The organism is Streptomyces sp. NPDC057682 (genome assembly GCF_042799575.1).
Lineage (GTDB): Bacteria > Actinomycetota > Actinomycetes > Streptomycetales > Streptomycetaceae > Streptomyces.
Genome location: NZ_JBHVIN010000010.1, coordinates 40,277 through 57,479, shown reverse-complemented (window position 1 = coordinate 57,479; position 17,203 = coordinate 40,277). Strand labels below are relative to the sequence as shown.

Genomic DNA, 17,203 nt, shown 5'->3' with positions numbered 1-17,203 from the left:
CATGCGCCTCGACCTCGCCGACGCCCCGGCGGCCGACGCCCCGGTGGTCGACGCCCCGGCCGGGACGTCCGGCGGCTGCCCCTTCACGTCGATGGCGGACCCCCGGACCTATGTCGACGGTTCACTGCACGGGGTGTGGGCCGGCCTGCGGCAGGAGAACCCCGTCGTGTGGACCGCCCCCGAGGGCGACTTCCCCGGCTACTGGAGCGTCACCGGCCACCAGGAGGCGCGCGAGATCCTCCGCGACCACGAGACGTTCAGCTCCGAGTACGGCACGATCCTCGACTCGGTGGGCGCCGGAGGCGACTCGGCCGGAGGCCTGACCATCACGCTGATGGACCCGCCCGACCACACCGAGATCCGCGCCGCCGTCGCCCCCCTGCTCTCCGCCCCCGCCGCCCGCGCGGCCGAACCCGTCATCCGCCGCCGGATCCGCGCACTCGTCGCGCCCTGGCTGGCCGGCGGAACCCACGACGTCGCCGGGGACCTCCAGCGCCTCTCCGCCCTGGCCTTCGGCGAAGTCATCGGAATCCTGCCCGAGCACTGGGACGACCTGGCCCGCTGGACCACCGCCAGCATCGCCCCCTCCGACCCGCTGGTCTCCCGCGGCGACCCCCCGGAGACCGTGCTCGCCGACGCCCACCACCACCTGTTCCGCTGCTTCCGCGCCGCGATCGACGCGAAACGGCACACCCCCGGCGACGACATCGTCACCCGGCTGGCCACCACCGAGGTCGGCGGACGGCGCCTCGGCGAGCGCGAACAACTCCTCAACCTGTACAGCACCGTTCTCGGCGCCGGCACCACCACCCCGCACGTCGCCGCGCACCTGCTGCTGCTGTGCGCCCGCCGGCCCGCGCTGTGGGACCGGGTCCGCACCGGGGAGGTCCAGCCCCGCCTCCTCGTCGACGAGGCCGTCCGCTGGATCTGCCCCACCAACCACCTGGTGCGCCGGGTCAACCGGGACACCAGCGTCGCCGGGCGCGCCATGAAGGCGGGCGACTGGGTCTGCCTGTGGACCGCCGCCGCCAACCGCGACCCCGGCCGCCACCGGCAGCCCGACCGGTTCGACGCCGAACGCACCGGCGCCCACCTCGGCTACGGCGCCGGACCCCATATCTGCGTCGGCATGCACTACGCCCGGGTCGCCCTGCGCGTCCTGGTGGAGGAACTCGCCGTCTCCGTGAGCCGGTTCACGGTCACCGGCCCGGTGCGCCACCTGGCGTCGACGTTCATCAACGGCATTTCCCACATGACGATGACCATGGAGGTCGACGGCGATGGATCTCCTCAGAACTGACCTGCGCGACGACCTCGACCTGTCGGAGCACCGCATCCTCGACGCGGACGCCTACGACACCCCCTGGGAGCACGGCTCCCCGCACGCCGCCTGGCGGCTGATGCGCGCGCTTCCGGCGCCGTACGAGGGACACACCCCGGACGGGGTGCGGATCTGGTCGGTGACCGCCTTCCCCGACGTGGTGCGCGTCCTGCGCGACACCCGCCGCTTCGGCTCGGAGTACGGCACCATCCTCGACGTCCGGCACGGGGACCCGGCCGGCGGACACACCATCAACCTCACGGACCCGCCCCGCCACCGCGCCCTGCGCGTCCCCACCAGCAAGGCCATGACCACCCAGGCCCTGCGCCGCCTCGGACCGACCGTCCGGGCCAACGTCGACCGGATGATCGCCCCGCTCCTCGAACCGGGCGTCCACGACGCCGCCGAGCACTTCCTCGCCCTCGCCATGGCCGCCATGGGCCCCGTCATCCGCATCCCCGAGGACATGTGGCCGCTGATCGCCCGCGCCGCGATGGCGGGCGTCGCGCCCTCCGACACCGCGTACACCGACGGCGACGTCGGCGAGACGCTCCACTTCGCCCACGTCGAACTCTTCGGCTATCTGCGCGAGACGGTCGCCGAACGCCGCCGGAAGCCCGGCGACGACCTCATCTCCCTGCTGCTGACGGTGGAGGTCGAGGGCCGCAAGCTCAGCGACGACGACATCCTCCTCAACTGCTACAGCTTCCTGATGGGGGCCAACACCACCACCCCGCACGTCGCCACCCAGCTGCTCCACCTGCTGGCGGCCCGCCAGGACCTCGGCAAACGCGTCCTGCTGGGGGAGGACCGCCCCGCCACCGTGGTCGAGGAGGCGCTGCGCTGGGCCACCCCCACCAACCACCTGATGCGCCGGGTCACCGAACCGGTGACCCTCCACGGAGTCGACCTGGAACCCGGCGAACTGGTCTGCGCGTGGGTGGCCTCCGCCAACCGCGACGCCGCCGTCTTCGACGACCCGTACACCTTCGACCCCGGCCGCCGCCCCAATCCGCACATCGCCTTCGGCGTCGGCGCGCACATCTGCGTGGGCGCCCTCAGCGCCCGCACCGTCATCCGGCTCGCCCTGGACCGCATCAGGGAACGCGTCACCGGCCTGGAACTCGCCGGTGAGGTCCGCCACCTGCGCTCCAACTTCATCAACGGCATCACCTCACTGCCCCTGGAGGTCCGGGCATGACCACCACCACCGCGGCCGACCCGCGTTCCCTCTGGCTCACCCGCGTCCCGGTCCGCAACGAGCCCGTCGCGGTCTGCGTCCCCTACGCCGGCATCGGCGCCTCCGCCTTCGCCGGCTGGCCCGTGGGCATCGGCGGCGCCCGGGTCCTGCCCGTGCAGCCGCCGGGACGCGAGAGCCGGGGCCGCGAGCGGGCGCCCCGGTCCGTCGAGGAGTTCGCCCGGGGACTGGCCCCCGCCCTCCTGCGGCTGGGCAGCCGCCCCCTGCTGTTCATCGGCCACTGCGGCTCGGTGCCGTACGCCCTGGAGACGGCCCGGCTGCTGCGCGACGAAGGCGTACCGGCCTCCTCCATGCGGCTGCTGTCCTCCTCCTGGGGCGCACCGCACCGGGACATCTACGGGCCGCTCAACCAGCGCCCCCTGGACACGATCGACCCGGCCGCCGAGGTGATCGCCATGATGCGGGCCCGCGGCGCCACCGTGGACCCCGAACTCGCCGAGATCTACGGCGACGTGCTCATGGACGACCTCCGGGCCATGCGCGGCTACCGCTTCGACGCCTCGCGCGGCCTGCCCCTGCCGGTGACCGCCGTCGGCTGGACCCACGACACGGTCGTCCCCGGGCCCGTCGCCCGGTCCGGCTGGGAGGAACTCGACGGCGACGTACGGGTCCGCACCCTGCCCGGGGTCCACGACGACTTCATCGCCTGCACCGAGGAGCTCAAGGACCTGATCGCGGAGGAAGTCGGGGAGCTGATGCGCGATGCCGGCTGACACCCCGGTCTTCCCCCACCGGGGACCGGTCACCGGGCCGCTGACCGCCGCCGCCGGGGCAACACCCCACGCCGTGGCCGTCACCGACCCGAGGACGTCCTGGTCCCACCGCCGGCTGCACCGCGCGGCCGGCCTGCTCGCCGCACGCCTCGCCGCCACGGGGGTGCGCCGAGGCGATCCGGTGGGCGTCGCTCTCCCCAAGAGCTGCGAACTGCTCGCCGCCTATCTGGCGGTCTGGCGGCGCGGCGCGTACACCGTCCTCCTCGATCCCGCCTGGCCCCCGGCACGGACCGAGGCGGCGCTGCGGGCAGCGGGCGCCCCCGCCGTCGTGATCGCACCGCCCGGCACCCCGTGCGCCGGCGCCCGCGTCCTCGGCGTGGGCCCCGGCGACCTGGACCACGCCGACGACCCCGCCCACGACGGCGGGGACCCGGAAGACGCCGGAGCCACCGGCGGCGCACCCCACCTCCACCCCGACGCCCTCGCCTACGCCGTCCTCACCTCCGGCTCGACCGGCGAACCGAAGGCCGTGGCCGTCACCCACCGCTCCGTCGCCCACAGCACCGCCACCCACGGCGCCGCGCACCGCGTCGTGCCCGGCGACCGCTCCGCCTGGATGGCCCCGCCCGGCGCCTCGTCCGCCGTGGGCGAGATCTGGCCCTACCTCGCCGCCGGAGCGAGCGTCGTCGTCCCGCCCGAGGACACCACCGCCTCCCCCGCGGCGACCCGCCGCTGGATCCTCGAACAGGGCGTCACCACCGCGTACGTGAGCATGCCGCTCGCCGAACGCCTCCACTCCCTGGACTGGCCCGAGGACACCCCGCTGCGGCTGATGACCGTGGGCAGCGATGTCGTACGCCGCTGGGCCCGCCCGCACCTCCCCTTCGAGGTCGCCGTCAGCTTCGGCTCCGCCGAGGCCAACGGCATCAGCAGCTCCCTGACCCCCTGGCCCGAGCGGATCACCTCGCACACCGCGAGCCCGGCGCTGCGCGCCGCACGCCCCCCGGTCGGCCGGCCCTGGCCCGACGTCACGGTCCGCGTCACCACCCCCGGACTGCGCGAGGCCGCCCCCGGACACCGCGGCGAACTCGCCGTCACCGGACCCGAGATCGCCCTCGGCTACCTCGGCGACCCGGCCCGCACCGCCGTACGGTTCGTCCCCGACCCGTTCGGCACGACCCCCGGAGCCCGCCTCTACCGCACCGGCGACCTGTGCACCCTGCCGGAGGACGGGCTGCTGCGCCACCACGGCCGCACCGACCGGCAGATCAAGATCCGCGGCCACCGCGTCGACCCCGCCGAGGTCGAGGCCGTCCTCCTCGACCGCCCCGGCGTCACCGACGCCGTGGTCACCGCCGAACCCGGCCCGGACGGCACCGCCCGGCTGGCCGCCCACCTGGTCGCCGCCCCCGACGTCACCGCCGGACAGTTGCGCACCGCGGCCGCCGCCGCCCTGCCCGCCCACGCGGTCCCCGCCGTCTGGACCGCATGGGCCGAACTGCCGCGCACCGCCAACGGCAAGGTCGCCCGCGACCTCCTAGCCACCGCGCCCGGCGCCCGCCCCCTGCCGGCCGGGCCCGCCGCAGCCCCACCGGCCGCATCCGGCACCGGGGAAGCGGACGGCCGGCTCCTGGAACCCGTCCTGGCCGCCTGGCGGGAGGCGCTGCGCAACCCCGCCTGCTCCGCCGACGACGACTTCTTCGACCTGGGCGGGGACTCCCTGACCGCCGCCGTCCTCACCGAGGCCCTCGCCGAGGACCTGGGCCTGCGGGTGCGGCTGCGCGACGTGTTCACCCGCCCCACCCCCCGCCGGCTCGCCGCGCACCTCACGGCCCTGGCCGCACCCTCCCCCCAGACCGTGCCGGCCGGAAGGAACCGCACATGACCAGCGCACCCGCCCTCGACCACGGGCTGACCCGGCTCCTCCCGGACCACGACGAGACCCCGGCCGCGGACCTCCGGTGGCGTACCGCACCCGCCGAAGGGGCCGACCCGCGGATGCGGGTCCTCGTCGCCCGCCCCCTGGACCGGGAGCCCGTCGCCCGGATCGTCGTCGCCCACCACCGGGACGGCATCGACGCCTTCACCGAATCCGTCTGCCGCACCCTGGCCGACACCGGCTTCCTCGCCGCCGCCCCGGACCTGTTCAGCCGGGTCACCGACCCCGGACTGTCGCCCGCGGAGAAGAAGGAGACCCTCCGCGACGCCCGGATCGTCAGCGATCTGAACCGCTGCCACGCCCTGCTGGAGGAGGACGCGGACGGCGGAGCCGGACTGCCCACCGGGGTCGTCGGCCACTGCATGGGCGGACGCATCGCGCTCCTCGCCGCCGTCGACACCGCGTTCTGCGACGCCGCCGTCTCCTTCTACGGCGGCCGGCTCTTCCAGGCCTGGGGCCCCGGCGACGGCCCCGGCACCCGCGCCGACCGCACCCGGTGCCCCGTCCTCGTCGTCGGCGGCCGCGAGGACACCAGCCCGTCCCCCGACGATCTGCGCCGGCTCGCCCGGCACACCGAGCACGCCCGCCACCCGGTGCGCGTCACCGTCGCCGAGGGCGCCGGACACGCCTTCATGAACTTCCTCCGCGCCGACCGATTCCGCCCCGCGGCCGCCCAGACCGGCTACGCCGCGGCCGTCTCCTTCCTCACCGCCCACCTGGCCCGTCCCCGGGCCACGACCCCATCCGTACGACAGGAGCCGTGATGACCGCCTCTCTCGACACCAGCGCCGAACCGGCCGCACCCGACGAGAAGCCGGGCCGCTCACCGCTGTCCGGCAACCGCGACTTCACCCTGCTGTGGTCCGGGCAGACCGTCTCCCTGGTCGGCTCCGAGATCACCGAGGTCGCCTTCCCGCTGCTGGCCATCCTCACCCTCAACGCCTCCGCCGGGGACCTCGGCCTGATCAGCGCCGCCCGCACCCTCCCGGCCATCGCCGTCACCCTGCTCGCGGGCGTCGCCGTCGACCGGATGCGCCGCAGGCGCGCCATGCTGATGGCGAACCTGCTGCGCAGCGCCACCATCGGCGCCGTCGTCCTGCTCGCCTGGACCAACGGACTGTCCGTCGCCGCGCTGTGCGCGCTCGGCTTCCTGCTCGGCTCCTTCGCCATCGTCTTCGACATCGCCAACCAGGCGATGCTCCCCAAGGTCGTCCCCAGCGAAGGCCTCACCGCCGCCAACAGCCGCCTGGAGACCAGCCTCAACGTCGCCCGGATCGCCGGGCCCGGCCTCGCCGGCGGCCTCGTCGGAATCGTCAGGGCACAGGGCGCCCTCCTCATCGACATGGCCAGCTACCTGGTCTCCGCCGTGACGCTCGGCCTGATGAAGACCCCCGACGAGGCGCCCGCGCCCCGCGAGGGCAAACGCCCCGCCCTGCGCACCGAGCTGATGTCCGGACTGCGGCTCGTCTTCGGCAACCGGTCGCTGCGCGCCCTGACCATCGAGGCCGCCGTCTTCAACTTCGGCATCCAGATCTTCCTCACCCTCTTCCTGCTCTACGGGACCCGCACCGCGGGCCTGTCCACCGCCCAGCTGGGCCTCGCCATGACGATCGGCTCCGTCGGCGGACTCGCCGGCGCCATGCTGATGCCGAAGATCGTCCAGCGGCTGGGGCTGGGCCGCACCCTGGTCCGCGCCGCCGTCGTCGCGGGGATGGGCCCGATCGCGACCGTCCTGTTCACCGAACCGGACCTGCTGGTCATGCCGATGATCGTGCTGAGCTTCTTCACCACCCTGTTCGGCGTGGTCGTGGCCAGCATCTGCACCGCCGTCCTGCGCCAGTGCCTCACCCCCAACGAGATGATGGGCCGCGCCGCCTCCGCCGAACTCTTCGTCACCGGAGGGGTGCTGCCGCTGGCCGCCCTCACCGCCGGTCTGCTCGGCGAGACGCTCGGGGTGCGCTGGGCCATGACCGTCGGCGCGCTCATCGTGCCGCTGTCCCTGCTCGCGCTGGTGCGCTCGCCCGTCACCCGGCTCGCCACCCCCGAGGACGCCCTGGCCGAACAGTCCGGGACGGCCGGAACGGCGCAGGAGAGCGCCGGAGAGCGGGCATGACCGCCACCACCGCCACCGGCCGGGGGACCGCCTGGCTCAGCGTCTGCGACGGCCCCCCGGACGGCCCGCTGATCCTCGTCCCGCCCTTCGCGGGCGGCGGACGCTCCTTCTTCCGGGAGTGGGAACCGCTGTTCCGGCCGTGGGCCCGGCTCGCTTACGTCACCCTGCCCGGCCGGGACCAGCGGATGCGCGAACCGGCCCGCGACCACCTCGACGCCCTCCTCCCCGACCTCCTCGACGCCTGCGCCGACGCCGTCCGGACCGGCCCCTACGCGGTGTTCGGGCACAGCATGGGCGCGCTCCTCGGCTACGAGATCGCCTGCGGACTGCGCGCCCGGGGCCTTCCCGAACCGGCCCGCCTCGTCGTCTCGGGGCTCTGCTCGCCCGACACCCCGCTGCCCGGCAAACCCCTGGAGAAGGTCACCGACCTGGAACTCCTCCAGGAACTCGCCACGATCATGGAGGTGCCGCACTCGGGCCCCCTGTACGACCTGGTCGCCGCGCTCCTGCCCACCGCCCGCGCCGACTTCACCCTCTGCGAGCGCTACCGCTGGGAGCCCCGCCCGCCGCTCACCAGCCCGGTCACCGCGCTGTGGAGCTCCGACGACCCGCTCACCACCCCGGACGGGATCGCCGCCTGGCAGCGGCACACCACCGGCGCGTTCCGCTCGCTGCGCTTCGGCGGACCGCACTTCTTCATCCGCGAACTCGGCGGCGTCGTGGCGGACGAGCTGTCCGCCCGGCACGGCCGCCCGGCCCCACGAAGGGAACGGCAACGATGACCACGACCGCGTCCGCCCCCACCCCCTCGGGCACCACCCGGTGCGAGGAGATCTACACCTCGCCCAGCCCCAGCTTCTGGGGCACCGGACCCACCTCCCTCGTCCGCGACCTGTGCGCCGAACGGCCCGTCGACGGCCTCAAGGCGCTCGACGCGGGCTGCGGCGAGGGACGCAACGCCCGCCACCTCGCCCGCCACGGCGCCCGCGTCCACGCCATGGACGTCTCCGAGGCCGCCCTCGCCCGCGCCGCCTCCCTGTGCGGCCACGTCCCCCATGTCACCTGGGAGCGGGCCGACATCACCACCCGCCCCCTGACCGACGACTGGTACGACCTGGTCGTCGCCTACAGCCTGACCCACTGGCTCGACGGGCCCGCGGCCGTCGCGGCACTCACCGGCCGGCTGCGCGCGGCCACCGCCCCCGGCGGACTCCACCTGTACTGCGCCTTCAACGCCCGGGTCCCCTACCCGCACACCGGCACCCAGCAGCCCACCCTGCTCGGCCACCAGGAGCACCTGGACCTCTACGCCGGCTGGGAGATCGTCCGGGCCACCGACACCGACCTGCACGACGAACACCCCGGCGAAGGCCCGCACATCCACTCCATGACCCGGATCGTCGCCAGGAGGCCGCGGTGACCACGGCCCCGCCCGCGGGGTTTCTCGCCCGCTGGCGGGCCAGGGCCGAGGCCACCTCCCGGCTCGCCGTCGGCATGGGCCCGTCCGCCGAACGCCTGGACTGGTGGGGGCTGCCCGACACCCTGGCCGCCGCCCGCGACCACGCGCTGACCGTCGCCGACGCCGTCGCCGACCGGGTGTCCCTCGTCAAGATCCAGACCCCGTTCTTCGAACGGTTCGGCGGCCCCGGACTCGGCCTGCTCCGCGAGGTCGTGGACCGCGTCCACGAGGGCGGCGCCCTCGTCGTCCTGGACGCCAAACGCTGCGACGCCCCCGACGTCGCCGACACCCTGGCCGGTCTCTACCTCGGCCCGGACAGCGTTTTGGGCGGCGACGCGGTCACCCTGGTCCCCTGGATGGGACTCGCCCCCCTGGAACCCGCCCTCACCGAGGCGGGCCGCCGGAACTGCGGAATCCTGCTGATGACCCGTACGTCCAACCACGCGTCCGACACCGTCCAGCACGCCCGGGACACCGCCGGACGCACCGTCGGACAGGCCCTGGCCGACGAAGCTGCGGCATGGAACCGGGCCCACCGCACCGACCACCTCGGCGCCGTCGTCGGCGCCCGCCCCGACGAGGCCCGCGACCTCGTGGCCCGCACCGGCACGGGACTCGTCTCCCTGCCCGGACTCGGCCGGCCCGGACGCACCCCCGAGAACGTGGTCGCCGCCGCCGGAGACCACCTGGACCGCGCCGTCTTCCCCGTCACCTCCGGCCTGCTGCGCCACGGCCGCCGGCACCTGGCGGCCTCCCTGACCGGCTGGACCCTCGCGGTCCGCGACGCCTGCGACGCCCGCGAACCGGCGCACCGCCCGGCCGAGGAGAGGACCGCGTCATGACCACCCGCTTCCGCCACCGGCTCGTCCACCCTCCCGAATGGCCCGTCTACACGGAACGGGCCCAGCGGGAGACGGCCCGGCTCGTCGGCCGGGGCCGCACCTTCGACTACGGGCACGGGCCGGAGATCTCCCGGCTCGAAGAGACCATGGCCCGTCTCACCGGCCGACCCCACTGCCTCGCCGTCAACTCCGGCACCAGCGCCCTGTACAGCGCCTACTTCGCCCTCGGCATCGGCCCCGGCGACGAGGTCCTGGTGCCCACCCTGACCTTCCCCACCACGGTGACCCCGCTGCTGCTCCTGGGAGCCGTCCCCGTCCTGTGCGACGCCGGCGACGCCCACGGCAACGTCACCGCCGACACCCTGCGACCCCACCTCACCCCACGCACCCGCGCCATCGGCGTCACCCATCTGTGGGGCCACCCCGTCGACATGGACCCGGTCGTCGAACTCGCCCGCGCCAACGGCCTGCTCCTGATCGAGGACTGCTCGCACGCCCACGGCTCCACCTACCGGGGCCGCCCCGTCGGCGGATTCGGCGACGCCGCCGTCTTCAGCCTCGGCGGCGTGAAGACCGTCTCGGGCGGCATGGGCGGCGTCCTGGTCACCCCCCACCGCAGGGTCCACGAAATGGCCTCCCTGCTCACCGCCTTCCGCCAGCGCTCCCGCGCCACCGTCGAGGACCCGGCGCTCACCCCGTACATCGGGACCGGACTCGGGGCCAACCTCCGCATGAGCCCCCTGGCCTGCGTGCTCGCCCAGTCCCATCTCGACGACCTGGACCGGCTGCTGCGGGCCAAGGCCGGCAACTTCCGCCGCCTGGAGAGCCTGCTCGCCGACTGCCCCGACCTCGTCCCGCTGACCACCGACCCCGGCTGCGACCCAGGAGCCCGCTACGGACTGCACCTCGCGGTCACCGGAGCGCTCGAAGGGCGCCGCGACGAGGTGGTCGCCGCCCTGCGCGCCACCGGACTGAAGGTGCGCCCGCCCACCACCGCACCGCTCCACCGCGACCCGCTGTTCGCCTCCGGGCCGCCCGGCGGCTGGGCCCTGCACCCCGGCGTCCGGCCGGGCCGCCCCGTGCGCCCCACCGGCCCCCACCCCAGGGCCGACGCCCTGTGGGACAGCTGGATCGCCCTGCCCGCGACCCACCTGTACGAGGAGAACAGCACGCTCGTCGACGCCTACGCCGAACGGATCACCGCGGTCGTCGCGGACCTGCGCGAACGCGCCCCCGCCACCCCGACCAGGAGCGGCCGATGAGCACCACCACCGAACACCGGGACCCGCGCCGCACCACGCGGCACCGGACGGCCCCGGCACCCGCTGCCGCGCCCCGCCGCCGCCCCGGCGCCAAGACCGTCGGCGGCGCGCTGCTGCTCGCCGCCGCCGCGGTCCTGGTCCTGCTCCTCTGGGCGGGCGAGGAATGGCTCGGCGCGGACACCGGATCCCGTTCGGGTACGGCCGGCCCGGACGGCCACGGCACCGACCCCGTCCTGCGCATGCTCGTCGCCCTGCCGCTGGTCCTCGCCGCCTGCCACCTCGCCGGACGCCTCGCCGCGCGCGTCGGACAGCCCCCCGTCATGGGCGAGATCGTCGTCGGCCTGTCGCTCGGCCCGTCCCTGCTCGGCACCGTGTGGCCCGAGGCGTCCGCCTGGCTGTTCCCCTCCCAGGTGCTCCCCGTCCTCGACGCCCTCGGGCAGCTCGGGCTGATCTGCTTCATGTTCCTGATCGGCTACGAACTCGACCTGCGGGCCCTGCGCGGCAGCAGGGCCACCGTCCTGGTCGTGGCCACCGCCTGCCTGGTGGTGCCGTTCTGCGGCGGCGTGCTGCTCTCCCTGCCCATGTATCGGCCGTTCGCGGGCGACGGCGTCGGCTTCACCGCGTTCGCGCTCTTCCTCGGCGTGGCCCTGAGCATCACCGCCTTCCCCGTCCTGGCCAGGATCCTGCGCGACCGCGCCCTGGAACGCACACCGGTCGGCTCCCTCGCCCTGGCCTGCGCAGCCTTCGGCGACGTCCTCGCCTGGTGCCTGCTGGCCGTGGTCGTCGCCATCGCCGGCAGCTCCGCCGCGGACCCCCTCCAGGCGGCCGGGGCCGGACTGACCACCGTCCTGCTCACCGCCGCCTTCGCCACCGCCATGTTCCTCCTGGTACGGCCCCTGCTGGCCCGCCTCCTCAACTCCTCGGCCCGCGGCGGACGCCCGGAGGGCTCCGCGCTCCCGGTGCTCGTGGCCGGACTGCTGCTGTCCGCGTACGCCACCGATGCCATCGGCGTCCACGCCGTCTTCGGCGCCTTCCTCTTCGGACTCGTCACCCCGCGCGGCACCCCCGCGGCCGAACGCCCGGTGGCCCACGTCGAGGGCTTCGCCACCGCCGTACTGCTGCCGCTGTTCTTCGTCCACACCGGACTGCAGACCCGCTTCGACCTGCTGCCCGCCGACTGGGCCACCGCGGGCTGGTTCCTGCTCGCCCTCGCCGCCGCCGTGCTCACCAAGGGCGCGGGCGCCGTCGGCTCCGCCCGCTGGGCGGGCCTCGGCACCAGGGACTCCCTCGCCCTCGCCGCCCTCATGAACTGCCGCGGCCTGACCGAACTCGTCGTCCTCAGCATCGGCCTGGGCCTCGGAGTCATCACCCCCGCCGCCTTCGCCCTGCTCGTCGCCGTGACCACCGTCACCACCGTCGTCACCGCCCCGCTGCTGCGCCTGATCCACGGCAGAGGGGCCGGTACGGCGACCGGGCCGGCCCCGGCCCGCCGGACCCCGAAAGAGGTGACCCCGTCATGACCGCACCGGTCCTCCCCGCCACGACCGTCCCCCTGACCGACCTCCAGACCCAGCTGTGGATCGGCGAACAGGCCGACCCCGGGCAGCCCGACTACCACGAACTGACCGCGCTCGTCCTCGACGGAACACTCGCGCCCGACCGCCTCCAGCACGCCCTGCGGACCGTGGCCGCCCGCCACCCCTCCCTCCTCACCGCCGTCGTCCCCGACGGCGACGGGGCCGCCGGACACGTCGCCCCGAACGCCGACGGCCTCCACGTCGAGACCCTGCCGCCGCCCCGGGACACCACCGACACCGGACTCGCCCGCCTCGCCGCCGCCTTCGCCGAACGCCCCTACCGGCTCGACACGCCCCCGCTGCTGCGCGCCGCCCTCGCCCCGCTCCCCGATGGCCGCACCCTGCTCCTGCTCGGCATGCACCACCTCGTCGCCGACGGCCGCACCGCCGACCTGCTGTTCGCCGCCCTCGACACCGAACTCCGCACCCCGGGCGCCCCGGGCGACACCCCGGACGAGGGCGCGCACGCCTATGCCGCCTGGCACGCGAACCACCGGAGCACCGACGCCTACCGGGAATCCCTCCAGCACTGGACCCGCGCCCTCGCCGGCGCCGTGCCCACCACCCCCGGACACCCCGCGCACGACGGCGCCCGGCGCCCGGAGGACACCGCGCACCCGGGCGAGACCCTGCACCTCCCGCTGCCCCGGCCGGCCGCACACGCCCTGCACCGGCTGGCGGCCGACGCCCATGTCCGCCCGTTCACCGTGCTGTTCGCGGCGTCCGCCGCCGTCCTGTCCGTATGGACCGGCCGCACCGACCTGCTCCTGGGCACCGCCGCCGACACCCGCACCCGCCGGTTCCGCGACACCTGGGGCCACTTCGCCAACCTGCTGCCCGTCCGGCTCGGCCTCGCCCCGGACACCGGCTTCGCCCGCCTGGCCGAGGAGACCGGCGAGCGGCTCCTCGACACCGTGGAACACCGCCAGGTCCCCTTCGAGGCCGTCGTCGGCGCCGCGGCACCCGCCGAACGCGGCCGGCCGCGCCCCCTGGTGCGGACCGTGGTGGCCGAGGCCACCCTCACCGGACCGGACCACCTCGCCGGACTGCCCGCCCGCCGCCTCCCCGTCCCGCGCGGCCGCAACCGCTTCGACCTCATGCTCCAGGCCGACCTGGCCCCCGGCCGGGAGACCCTGCTCGTCGAATACGACACCGGCCTGCTCACCCGCCCCGACGTCCTGCGGCTGACCGCCGACTGCGCACGCCTCCTCGAAGCCGCCGCCGACGCCCCCCGCACCCCGCTCGCCCTGCTCGCCCGGGACACCGGCATCCACCCCCGCACCACGCCCCGGCCCGGCACCCCGCCCGCCGGCGACGCCCCGTCCCGCACCTCCGGCGAGGACACCCCCGACGACCCCCGGACCCACGCACTGGCCCGGACCATCGCCGGAGTCTGGACCAGCCACCTCGAACTCGCCCGCCCCGCAGGCCCCGACGACGACTTCTTCGCGGTCGGCGGCACCTCCCTCACCGCCGTCGGCGTCCGCCGCCGCCTGGAGGCCGAACTCTCCCTCACCGTGCCGCTGCGCAGGCTGTTCGACTGCACCACCCCCCGGGCACTGGCCGCCCGGCTGCTCGCCGACACCCCGCCCGCCGACACCCCGCCCACCGGCACCGCGGCCGCCCCGCCCGCCCCTGTACCCGTCCCGGACCGGTCCGACGGACTGCCGCTCACCCACGCCCAGCAGGACATCTGGATGTACGACCGGTTCCACCCCGGGAGCACCCGCTTCACCATCCCGCTCGCCGTGGACCTCACCGGCCCCGTCGACGCCGCCCGGCTCGCCGACGCCGCCTCCGCCACCCTCGCCGCCCACCCCGCGCTCCGCTCGGTGTTCCCCCTCGGCCCCCAGGGCCCCGTCCAGCGCGAACAGACCGCCGCCGGACCGGTCCCCGTCCCCGTCCTCACCCCCGCCGGCCCCGACGAACAGCGCGACGCCGAACGGGACGCGGCGGCCCGCCCCTTCGACCTGGAGCGGCAGCCACCCGTCCGGGCCATGGTGTTCGACCGGAAGGCGGACGGTGCCACCCTCGTCCTCGTCCTGCACCACATCGCCGCCGACATGCGTGCCGTCGGCGTCCTCCTCCAGGAGACCGCCGACCGCTACCGCGGACGGACCGGGACGCGCCTCGACGAGAACCGCGCCGCCCTCGCCCGCGCCGTCGACACCGACCGCGCCCCCGCCCCCGCCCCCGCGCGCGAGGCCTGGGCCCGCCTGCTCCGGGACCACGAGCCCCTGCCGCTGCCCGCCGACCGCGCCGAGGACGGCCCGGACACCGCCCGCGCCCTCACCCGCGGCCTCGACCTCCCACCCGCCGACGCGGACCGCGTCCGCCACCTCATGACCACGCACCGCACCAGCGCCTTCATGGTCGGCGCCGCCCTGCTCGCCGACGCCCTCGGCGAACTCTGCGGCACCGAACGGCCGGTCCTCGCCACCCTCACCGACAACCGGCCCCCCGGCACCGACTCCGTCGTCACCTGCCTCGTCAACACCGTCCCCCTGGCCATCGACCTGCGGGGCGCCCCCGGCCTCGGCGAACTCCTCGCCCGGACCCGCGACGCCGTACTCGACGCCTACGAGGGACAGACCGTCCCCACCACCGAGATCCTCTCGCTGACCGGCCCCGGCCACCCCCGCGACGCCTGGCTGCGGATCGTCGTCGACGCCCGCGACGAACAGGCCCTCGCCCCGCACCTGCCCGGCCACCCCCTGCGCACCCGGTTCCTCGACGCCCCCGCCGCCCTCCGCAAGGACCTCGAACTCAGCGTCGTCCGCACCCGCGAAGGAGGACTGCGCTGGGACATCGACCACCGCACCGACGCGCTCTCCGCCGCCGCCGCCGACCGGCTCCTCGACGCCATGCTCGCCCGGCTCCGCACCGGAACGGAAGGCGACCACCGGTGACCGCCCCGCCGGTCGCGCTGGTCGCCACCGACCTCGACGGCACCCTCTGGGACCGCGACGGCCGCATTCACCCCCGCACCGCTGACGCCCTCGCCCACCTGCGCGCGCGGGGCGTACCGGTCCTCACGGTCACCGGACGGCGCCCCGCCACCGCCGCGCCCCTCCTCAGGGCCAACGGCCTCACCCCCGCCGCGTCCGTCTACCTCGACGGCGCCCTCGGCCGCGAGGGAACCGACGGGAAGGTCTTCCACCGCAGCACCCTCGACCCCGGCACCGTCACCGCACTCCTCGCCCTGTGCCACCACCACGGCGTCGAACCCTGCGTGGTCGTCGACGGCCCGGACCACGATCTGCTGATCGGCGAACGGCCCTCCACCCACCCCCGCCACCTCGCCGCCAACGCCGCCCACGTCCGGCGCTGCGACCTCGCCGCCGAGGCCCCCACGCTGCCGGTCCTCTCCCTCGTCGTCTGCGGCGGCGACCCCCAACCGCTCGCCGCACTCGCCGCCCGGACCACCGCCCTCGCCCGGACCTCCCTCACCCGCGACACCGTCTACGGCGGCGCCGCCCTGTCCCTGCGCCGCCCCGGCACCGGCAAATGGCAGGCCGTACGCGCCTACTGCGCCCGCAGCGGCCTCGACCCCGCCGGAGTCCTCGCCCTCGGCGACGGCGCCAACGACCTCGACCTGCTGTCCGAAGCCGCCGTCGCCCTGGTCCCCGCCGACGGCGACCCCGCCGCCCTGGCCCACGCCACCGCCACGGTCGCTCCCGCGTCCCGGGGCGGCTGGGCCGACGTACTGGAGTACCTGCCATGAACCGGCCCTACACCCTGCTCTGCGATCCGGGCATCGACGACATGGTCGCCCTCATGGTGCTCTGCGGCGCGGGCGCCCCACCGGCCCAGGTCATCGCCACCGCCGGCAACGTGGACCTCGCCGCGGCCGTCCGCAACACCGCGGGCCTCCTCCAACGGCTCCGCCCCGTCACCGACGGCATCACCCTCGGCGCCGGCTGCGACCGGGCGGTCGGCGGCCCCTACCCCGGCCAGGGCCTCGGCATCCACGGCGACGACGGCCTCGGCGGCCGGGCCCCCGCACCCGGCCCGCACCCCTGGCCGTGGCCGCCGGCCGCCGGCGACCCCGAGCCGCCCGCCGGGCGCTACCTCGTCACCTCACCGCTCAGCCACGTCGTACCGGCCCTGCGCCGCGGCGACCCCCTGGACATCACCTGGATGGGCGGCGCCCGGGAATGCGACGGAAACGCCACCGCCGTCGCCGAGTTCAACGCCTGGCTCGACCCGGAGGCCGCCGACGAGGTGCTGCGCGCCCCCCGGTCCACGGCCGTGGTGCCCCTCGACGTCACCGACCTGGTGACCTGGGACGCGGCCGACCTCGACGCCTTCGACGCGCTCGGCGGCCCCGGCACGCTGGCCGCCGGGGCCTGCCGGGCCCTGCTGCGCCACGGGCCCGTGACCCTGCCCGACGCGGTCGCCGCCGTCGCCTTCCTGCGGCCCGAACTGTTCGCCTGGCGTGACTACGCCGCGTCCTGCGAGACCGGCCCCGGCCCGCTGCGCGGCATGACCGAATGCCTGCCCTCGGACCGGCCCACCGCCTCCGTGGCCGTCGACGTCAACGTGGCGGAGGTGCGCGAGGTGGTCTGGGCCAGCATGTCCGCCCTCGCCCGCGGCCTGGCCGACGAGCCGTGGGACGGGGCGGCGTCGGCCGGGTCGGCCTGCGTCCGCACCACGTAACGCACCCGCCCGTCCACCCCGTGCCGGGTCGGCCGGATGAACTTGGCCGCCACCAGGGAC

The 17,203-nt window shown here is 75.7% G+C and carries 14 protein-coding genes; all 14 read left to right on the top strand.

Features of this window, described 5'->3' with window-relative positions:
• The first annotated feature begins 1 nt into the window (after position 1).
• Genes ACFVDM_RS19780 through ACFVDM_RS19715 form a run of 14 tightly spaced genes read left to right on the top strand, consistent with a single transcriptional unit; the run spans position 2 to position 17,143 of the window.
• Positions 2-1,300, top strand: coding sequence for a cytochrome P450 (locus ACFVDM_RS19780; protein ID WP_383641180.1), 1,299 nt, complete (start codon positions 2-4; stop codon positions 1,298-1,300).
• Entirely contained in the window at positions 1,281-2,522 is a 1,242-nt protein-coding gene (locus tag ACFVDM_RS19775; RefSeq protein ID WP_383641177.1) for a cytochrome P450, read from the top strand. The genes ACFVDM_RS19780 and ACFVDM_RS19775 overlap by 20 nt, the downstream gene beginning before the upstream one ends.
• A complete protein-coding gene (locus ACFVDM_RS19770) occupies positions 2,519-3,292 on the top strand; it encodes a thioesterase II family protein (protein WP_383641174.1) in 774 nt (257 codons plus the stop codon). Before ACFVDM_RS19775 ends, ACFVDM_RS19770 begins: the two co-directional genes overlap by 4 nt.
• Positions 3,282-5,177, top strand: coding sequence for an AMP-binding protein (locus ACFVDM_RS19765; protein WP_383641171.1), 1,896 nt, complete (start codon positions 3,282-3,284; stop codon positions 5,175-5,177). The genes ACFVDM_RS19770 and ACFVDM_RS19765 overlap by 11 nt, the downstream gene beginning before the upstream one ends.
• On the top strand, positions 5,174-5,995 hold the full coding sequence (locus ACFVDM_RS19760; protein ID WP_383641168.1) for a dienelactone hydrolase family protein: 822 nt from the start codon (positions 5,174-5,176) through the stop codon (positions 5,993-5,995). Before ACFVDM_RS19765 ends, ACFVDM_RS19760 begins: the two co-directional genes overlap by 4 nt.
• Positions 5,995-7,344: an MFS transporter gene (locus tag ACFVDM_RS19755; RefSeq protein ID WP_383641165.1), complete on the top strand. Its 1,350-nt coding sequence runs from the start codon at positions 5,995-5,997 to the stop codon at positions 7,342-7,344. The genes ACFVDM_RS19760 and ACFVDM_RS19755 overlap by 1 nt, the downstream gene beginning before the upstream one ends.
• A complete protein-coding gene (locus tag ACFVDM_RS19750; protein ID WP_383641162.1) occupies positions 7,341-8,126 on the top strand; it encodes a thioesterase II family protein in 786 nt (261 codons plus the stop codon). Before ACFVDM_RS19755 ends, ACFVDM_RS19750 begins: the two co-directional genes overlap by 4 nt.
• Complete coding sequence (locus ACFVDM_RS19745) at positions 8,123-8,764, top strand: class I SAM-dependent methyltransferase (protein WP_383641159.1); 642 nt, start codon at positions 8,123-8,125, stop codon at positions 8,762-8,764. The genes ACFVDM_RS19750 and ACFVDM_RS19745 overlap by 4 nt, the downstream gene beginning before the upstream one ends.
• Positions 8,761-9,645 carry an orotidine-5'-phosphate decarboxylase gene (gene pyrF / locus ACFVDM_RS19740; protein ID WP_383641156.1) on the top strand — a complete coding sequence of 295 codons (885 nt, stop codon included), beginning with the start codon at positions 8,761-8,763 and terminating at the stop codon, positions 9,643-9,645. Before ACFVDM_RS19745 ends, pyrF begins: the two co-directional genes overlap by 4 nt.
• The gene (locus ACFVDM_RS19735; RefSeq protein ID WP_383641153.1) at positions 9,642-10,907 is read left to right on the top strand and encodes a DegT/DnrJ/EryC1/StrS family aminotransferase; all 1,266 of its coding nucleotides are present in this window, start codon (positions 9,642-9,644) and stop codon (positions 10,905-10,907) included. The genes pyrF and ACFVDM_RS19735 overlap by 4 nt, the downstream gene beginning before the upstream one ends.
• The gene (locus ACFVDM_RS19730) at positions 10,904-12,427 is read left to right on the top strand and encodes a cation:proton antiporter (protein WP_383641150.1); all 1,524 of its coding nucleotides are present in this window, start codon (positions 10,904-10,906) and stop codon (positions 12,425-12,427) included. The genes ACFVDM_RS19735 and ACFVDM_RS19730 overlap by 4 nt, the downstream gene beginning before the upstream one ends.
• Positions 12,424-15,393, top strand: coding sequence for a condensation domain-containing protein (locus ACFVDM_RS19725; protein WP_383641147.1), 2,970 nt, complete (start codon positions 12,424-12,426; stop codon positions 15,391-15,393). Before ACFVDM_RS19730 ends, ACFVDM_RS19725 begins: the two co-directional genes overlap by 4 nt.
• Positions 15,390-16,208, top strand: coding sequence for an HAD family hydrolase (locus tag ACFVDM_RS19720; RefSeq protein ID WP_383641144.1), 819 nt, complete (start codon positions 15,390-15,392; stop codon positions 16,206-16,208). Before ACFVDM_RS19725 ends, ACFVDM_RS19720 begins: the two co-directional genes overlap by 4 nt.
• A complete protein-coding gene (locus ACFVDM_RS19715; RefSeq protein ID WP_383641141.1) occupies positions 16,205-17,143 on the top strand; it encodes a nucleoside hydrolase in 939 nt (312 codons plus the stop codon). Before ACFVDM_RS19720 ends, ACFVDM_RS19715 begins: the two co-directional genes overlap by 4 nt.
• The last annotated feature ends 60 nt before the right edge of the window (positions 17,144-17,203 follow it).

Excerpts from the sequence above, each read along its gene's own strand:
- ACFVDM_RS19755 (WP_383641165.1), top strand. The coding sequence starts at position 5,995 with ATGACCGCCTCTCTCGACACCAGCGCCGAACCGGCCGCACCCGACGAG.
- ACFVDM_RS19765 (WP_383641171.1), top strand. The coding sequence starts at position 3,282 with ATGCCGGCTGACACCCCGGTCTTCCCCCACCGGGGACCGGTCACCGGG.
- ACFVDM_RS19770 (WP_383641174.1), top strand. The coding sequence starts at position 2,519 with ATGACCACCACCACCGCGGCCGACCCGCGTTCCCTCTGGCTCACCCGC.
- ACFVDM_RS19760 (WP_383641168.1), top strand. The coding sequence starts at position 5,174 with ATGACCAGCGCACCCGCCCTCGACCACGGGCTGACCCGGCTCCTCCCG.
- ACFVDM_RS19730 (WP_383641150.1), top strand. The coding sequence starts at position 10,904 with ATGAGCACCACCACCGAACACCGGGACCCGCGCCGCACCACGCGGCAC.
- ACFVDM_RS19735 (WP_383641153.1), top strand. The coding sequence starts at position 9,642 with ATGACCACCCGCTTCCGCCACCGGCTCGTCCACCCTCCCGAATGGCCC.
- ACFVDM_RS19780 (WP_383641180.1), top strand. The coding sequence starts at position 2 with ATGCGCCTCGACCTCGCCGACGCCCCGGCGGCCGACGCCCCGGTGGTC.
- ACFVDM_RS19725 (WP_383641147.1), top strand. The coding sequence starts at position 12,424 with ATGACCGCACCGGTCCTCCCCGCCACGACCGTCCCCCTGACCGACCTC.
- ACFVDM_RS19715 (WP_383641141.1), top strand. The coding sequence starts at position 16,205 with ATGAACCGGCCCTACACCCTGCTCTGCGATCCGGGCATCGACGACATG.
- ACFVDM_RS19745 (WP_383641159.1), top strand. The coding sequence starts at position 8,123 with ATGACCACGACCGCGTCCGCCCCCACCCCCTCGGGCACCACCCGGTGC.
- ACFVDM_RS19775 (WP_383641177.1), top strand. The coding sequence starts at position 1,281 with ATGGATCTCCTCAGAACTGACCTGCGCGACGACCTCGACCTGTCGGAG.
- ACFVDM_RS19750 (WP_383641162.1), top strand. The coding sequence starts at position 7,341 with ATGACCGCCACCACCGCCACCGGCCGGGGGACCGCCTGGCTCAGCGTC.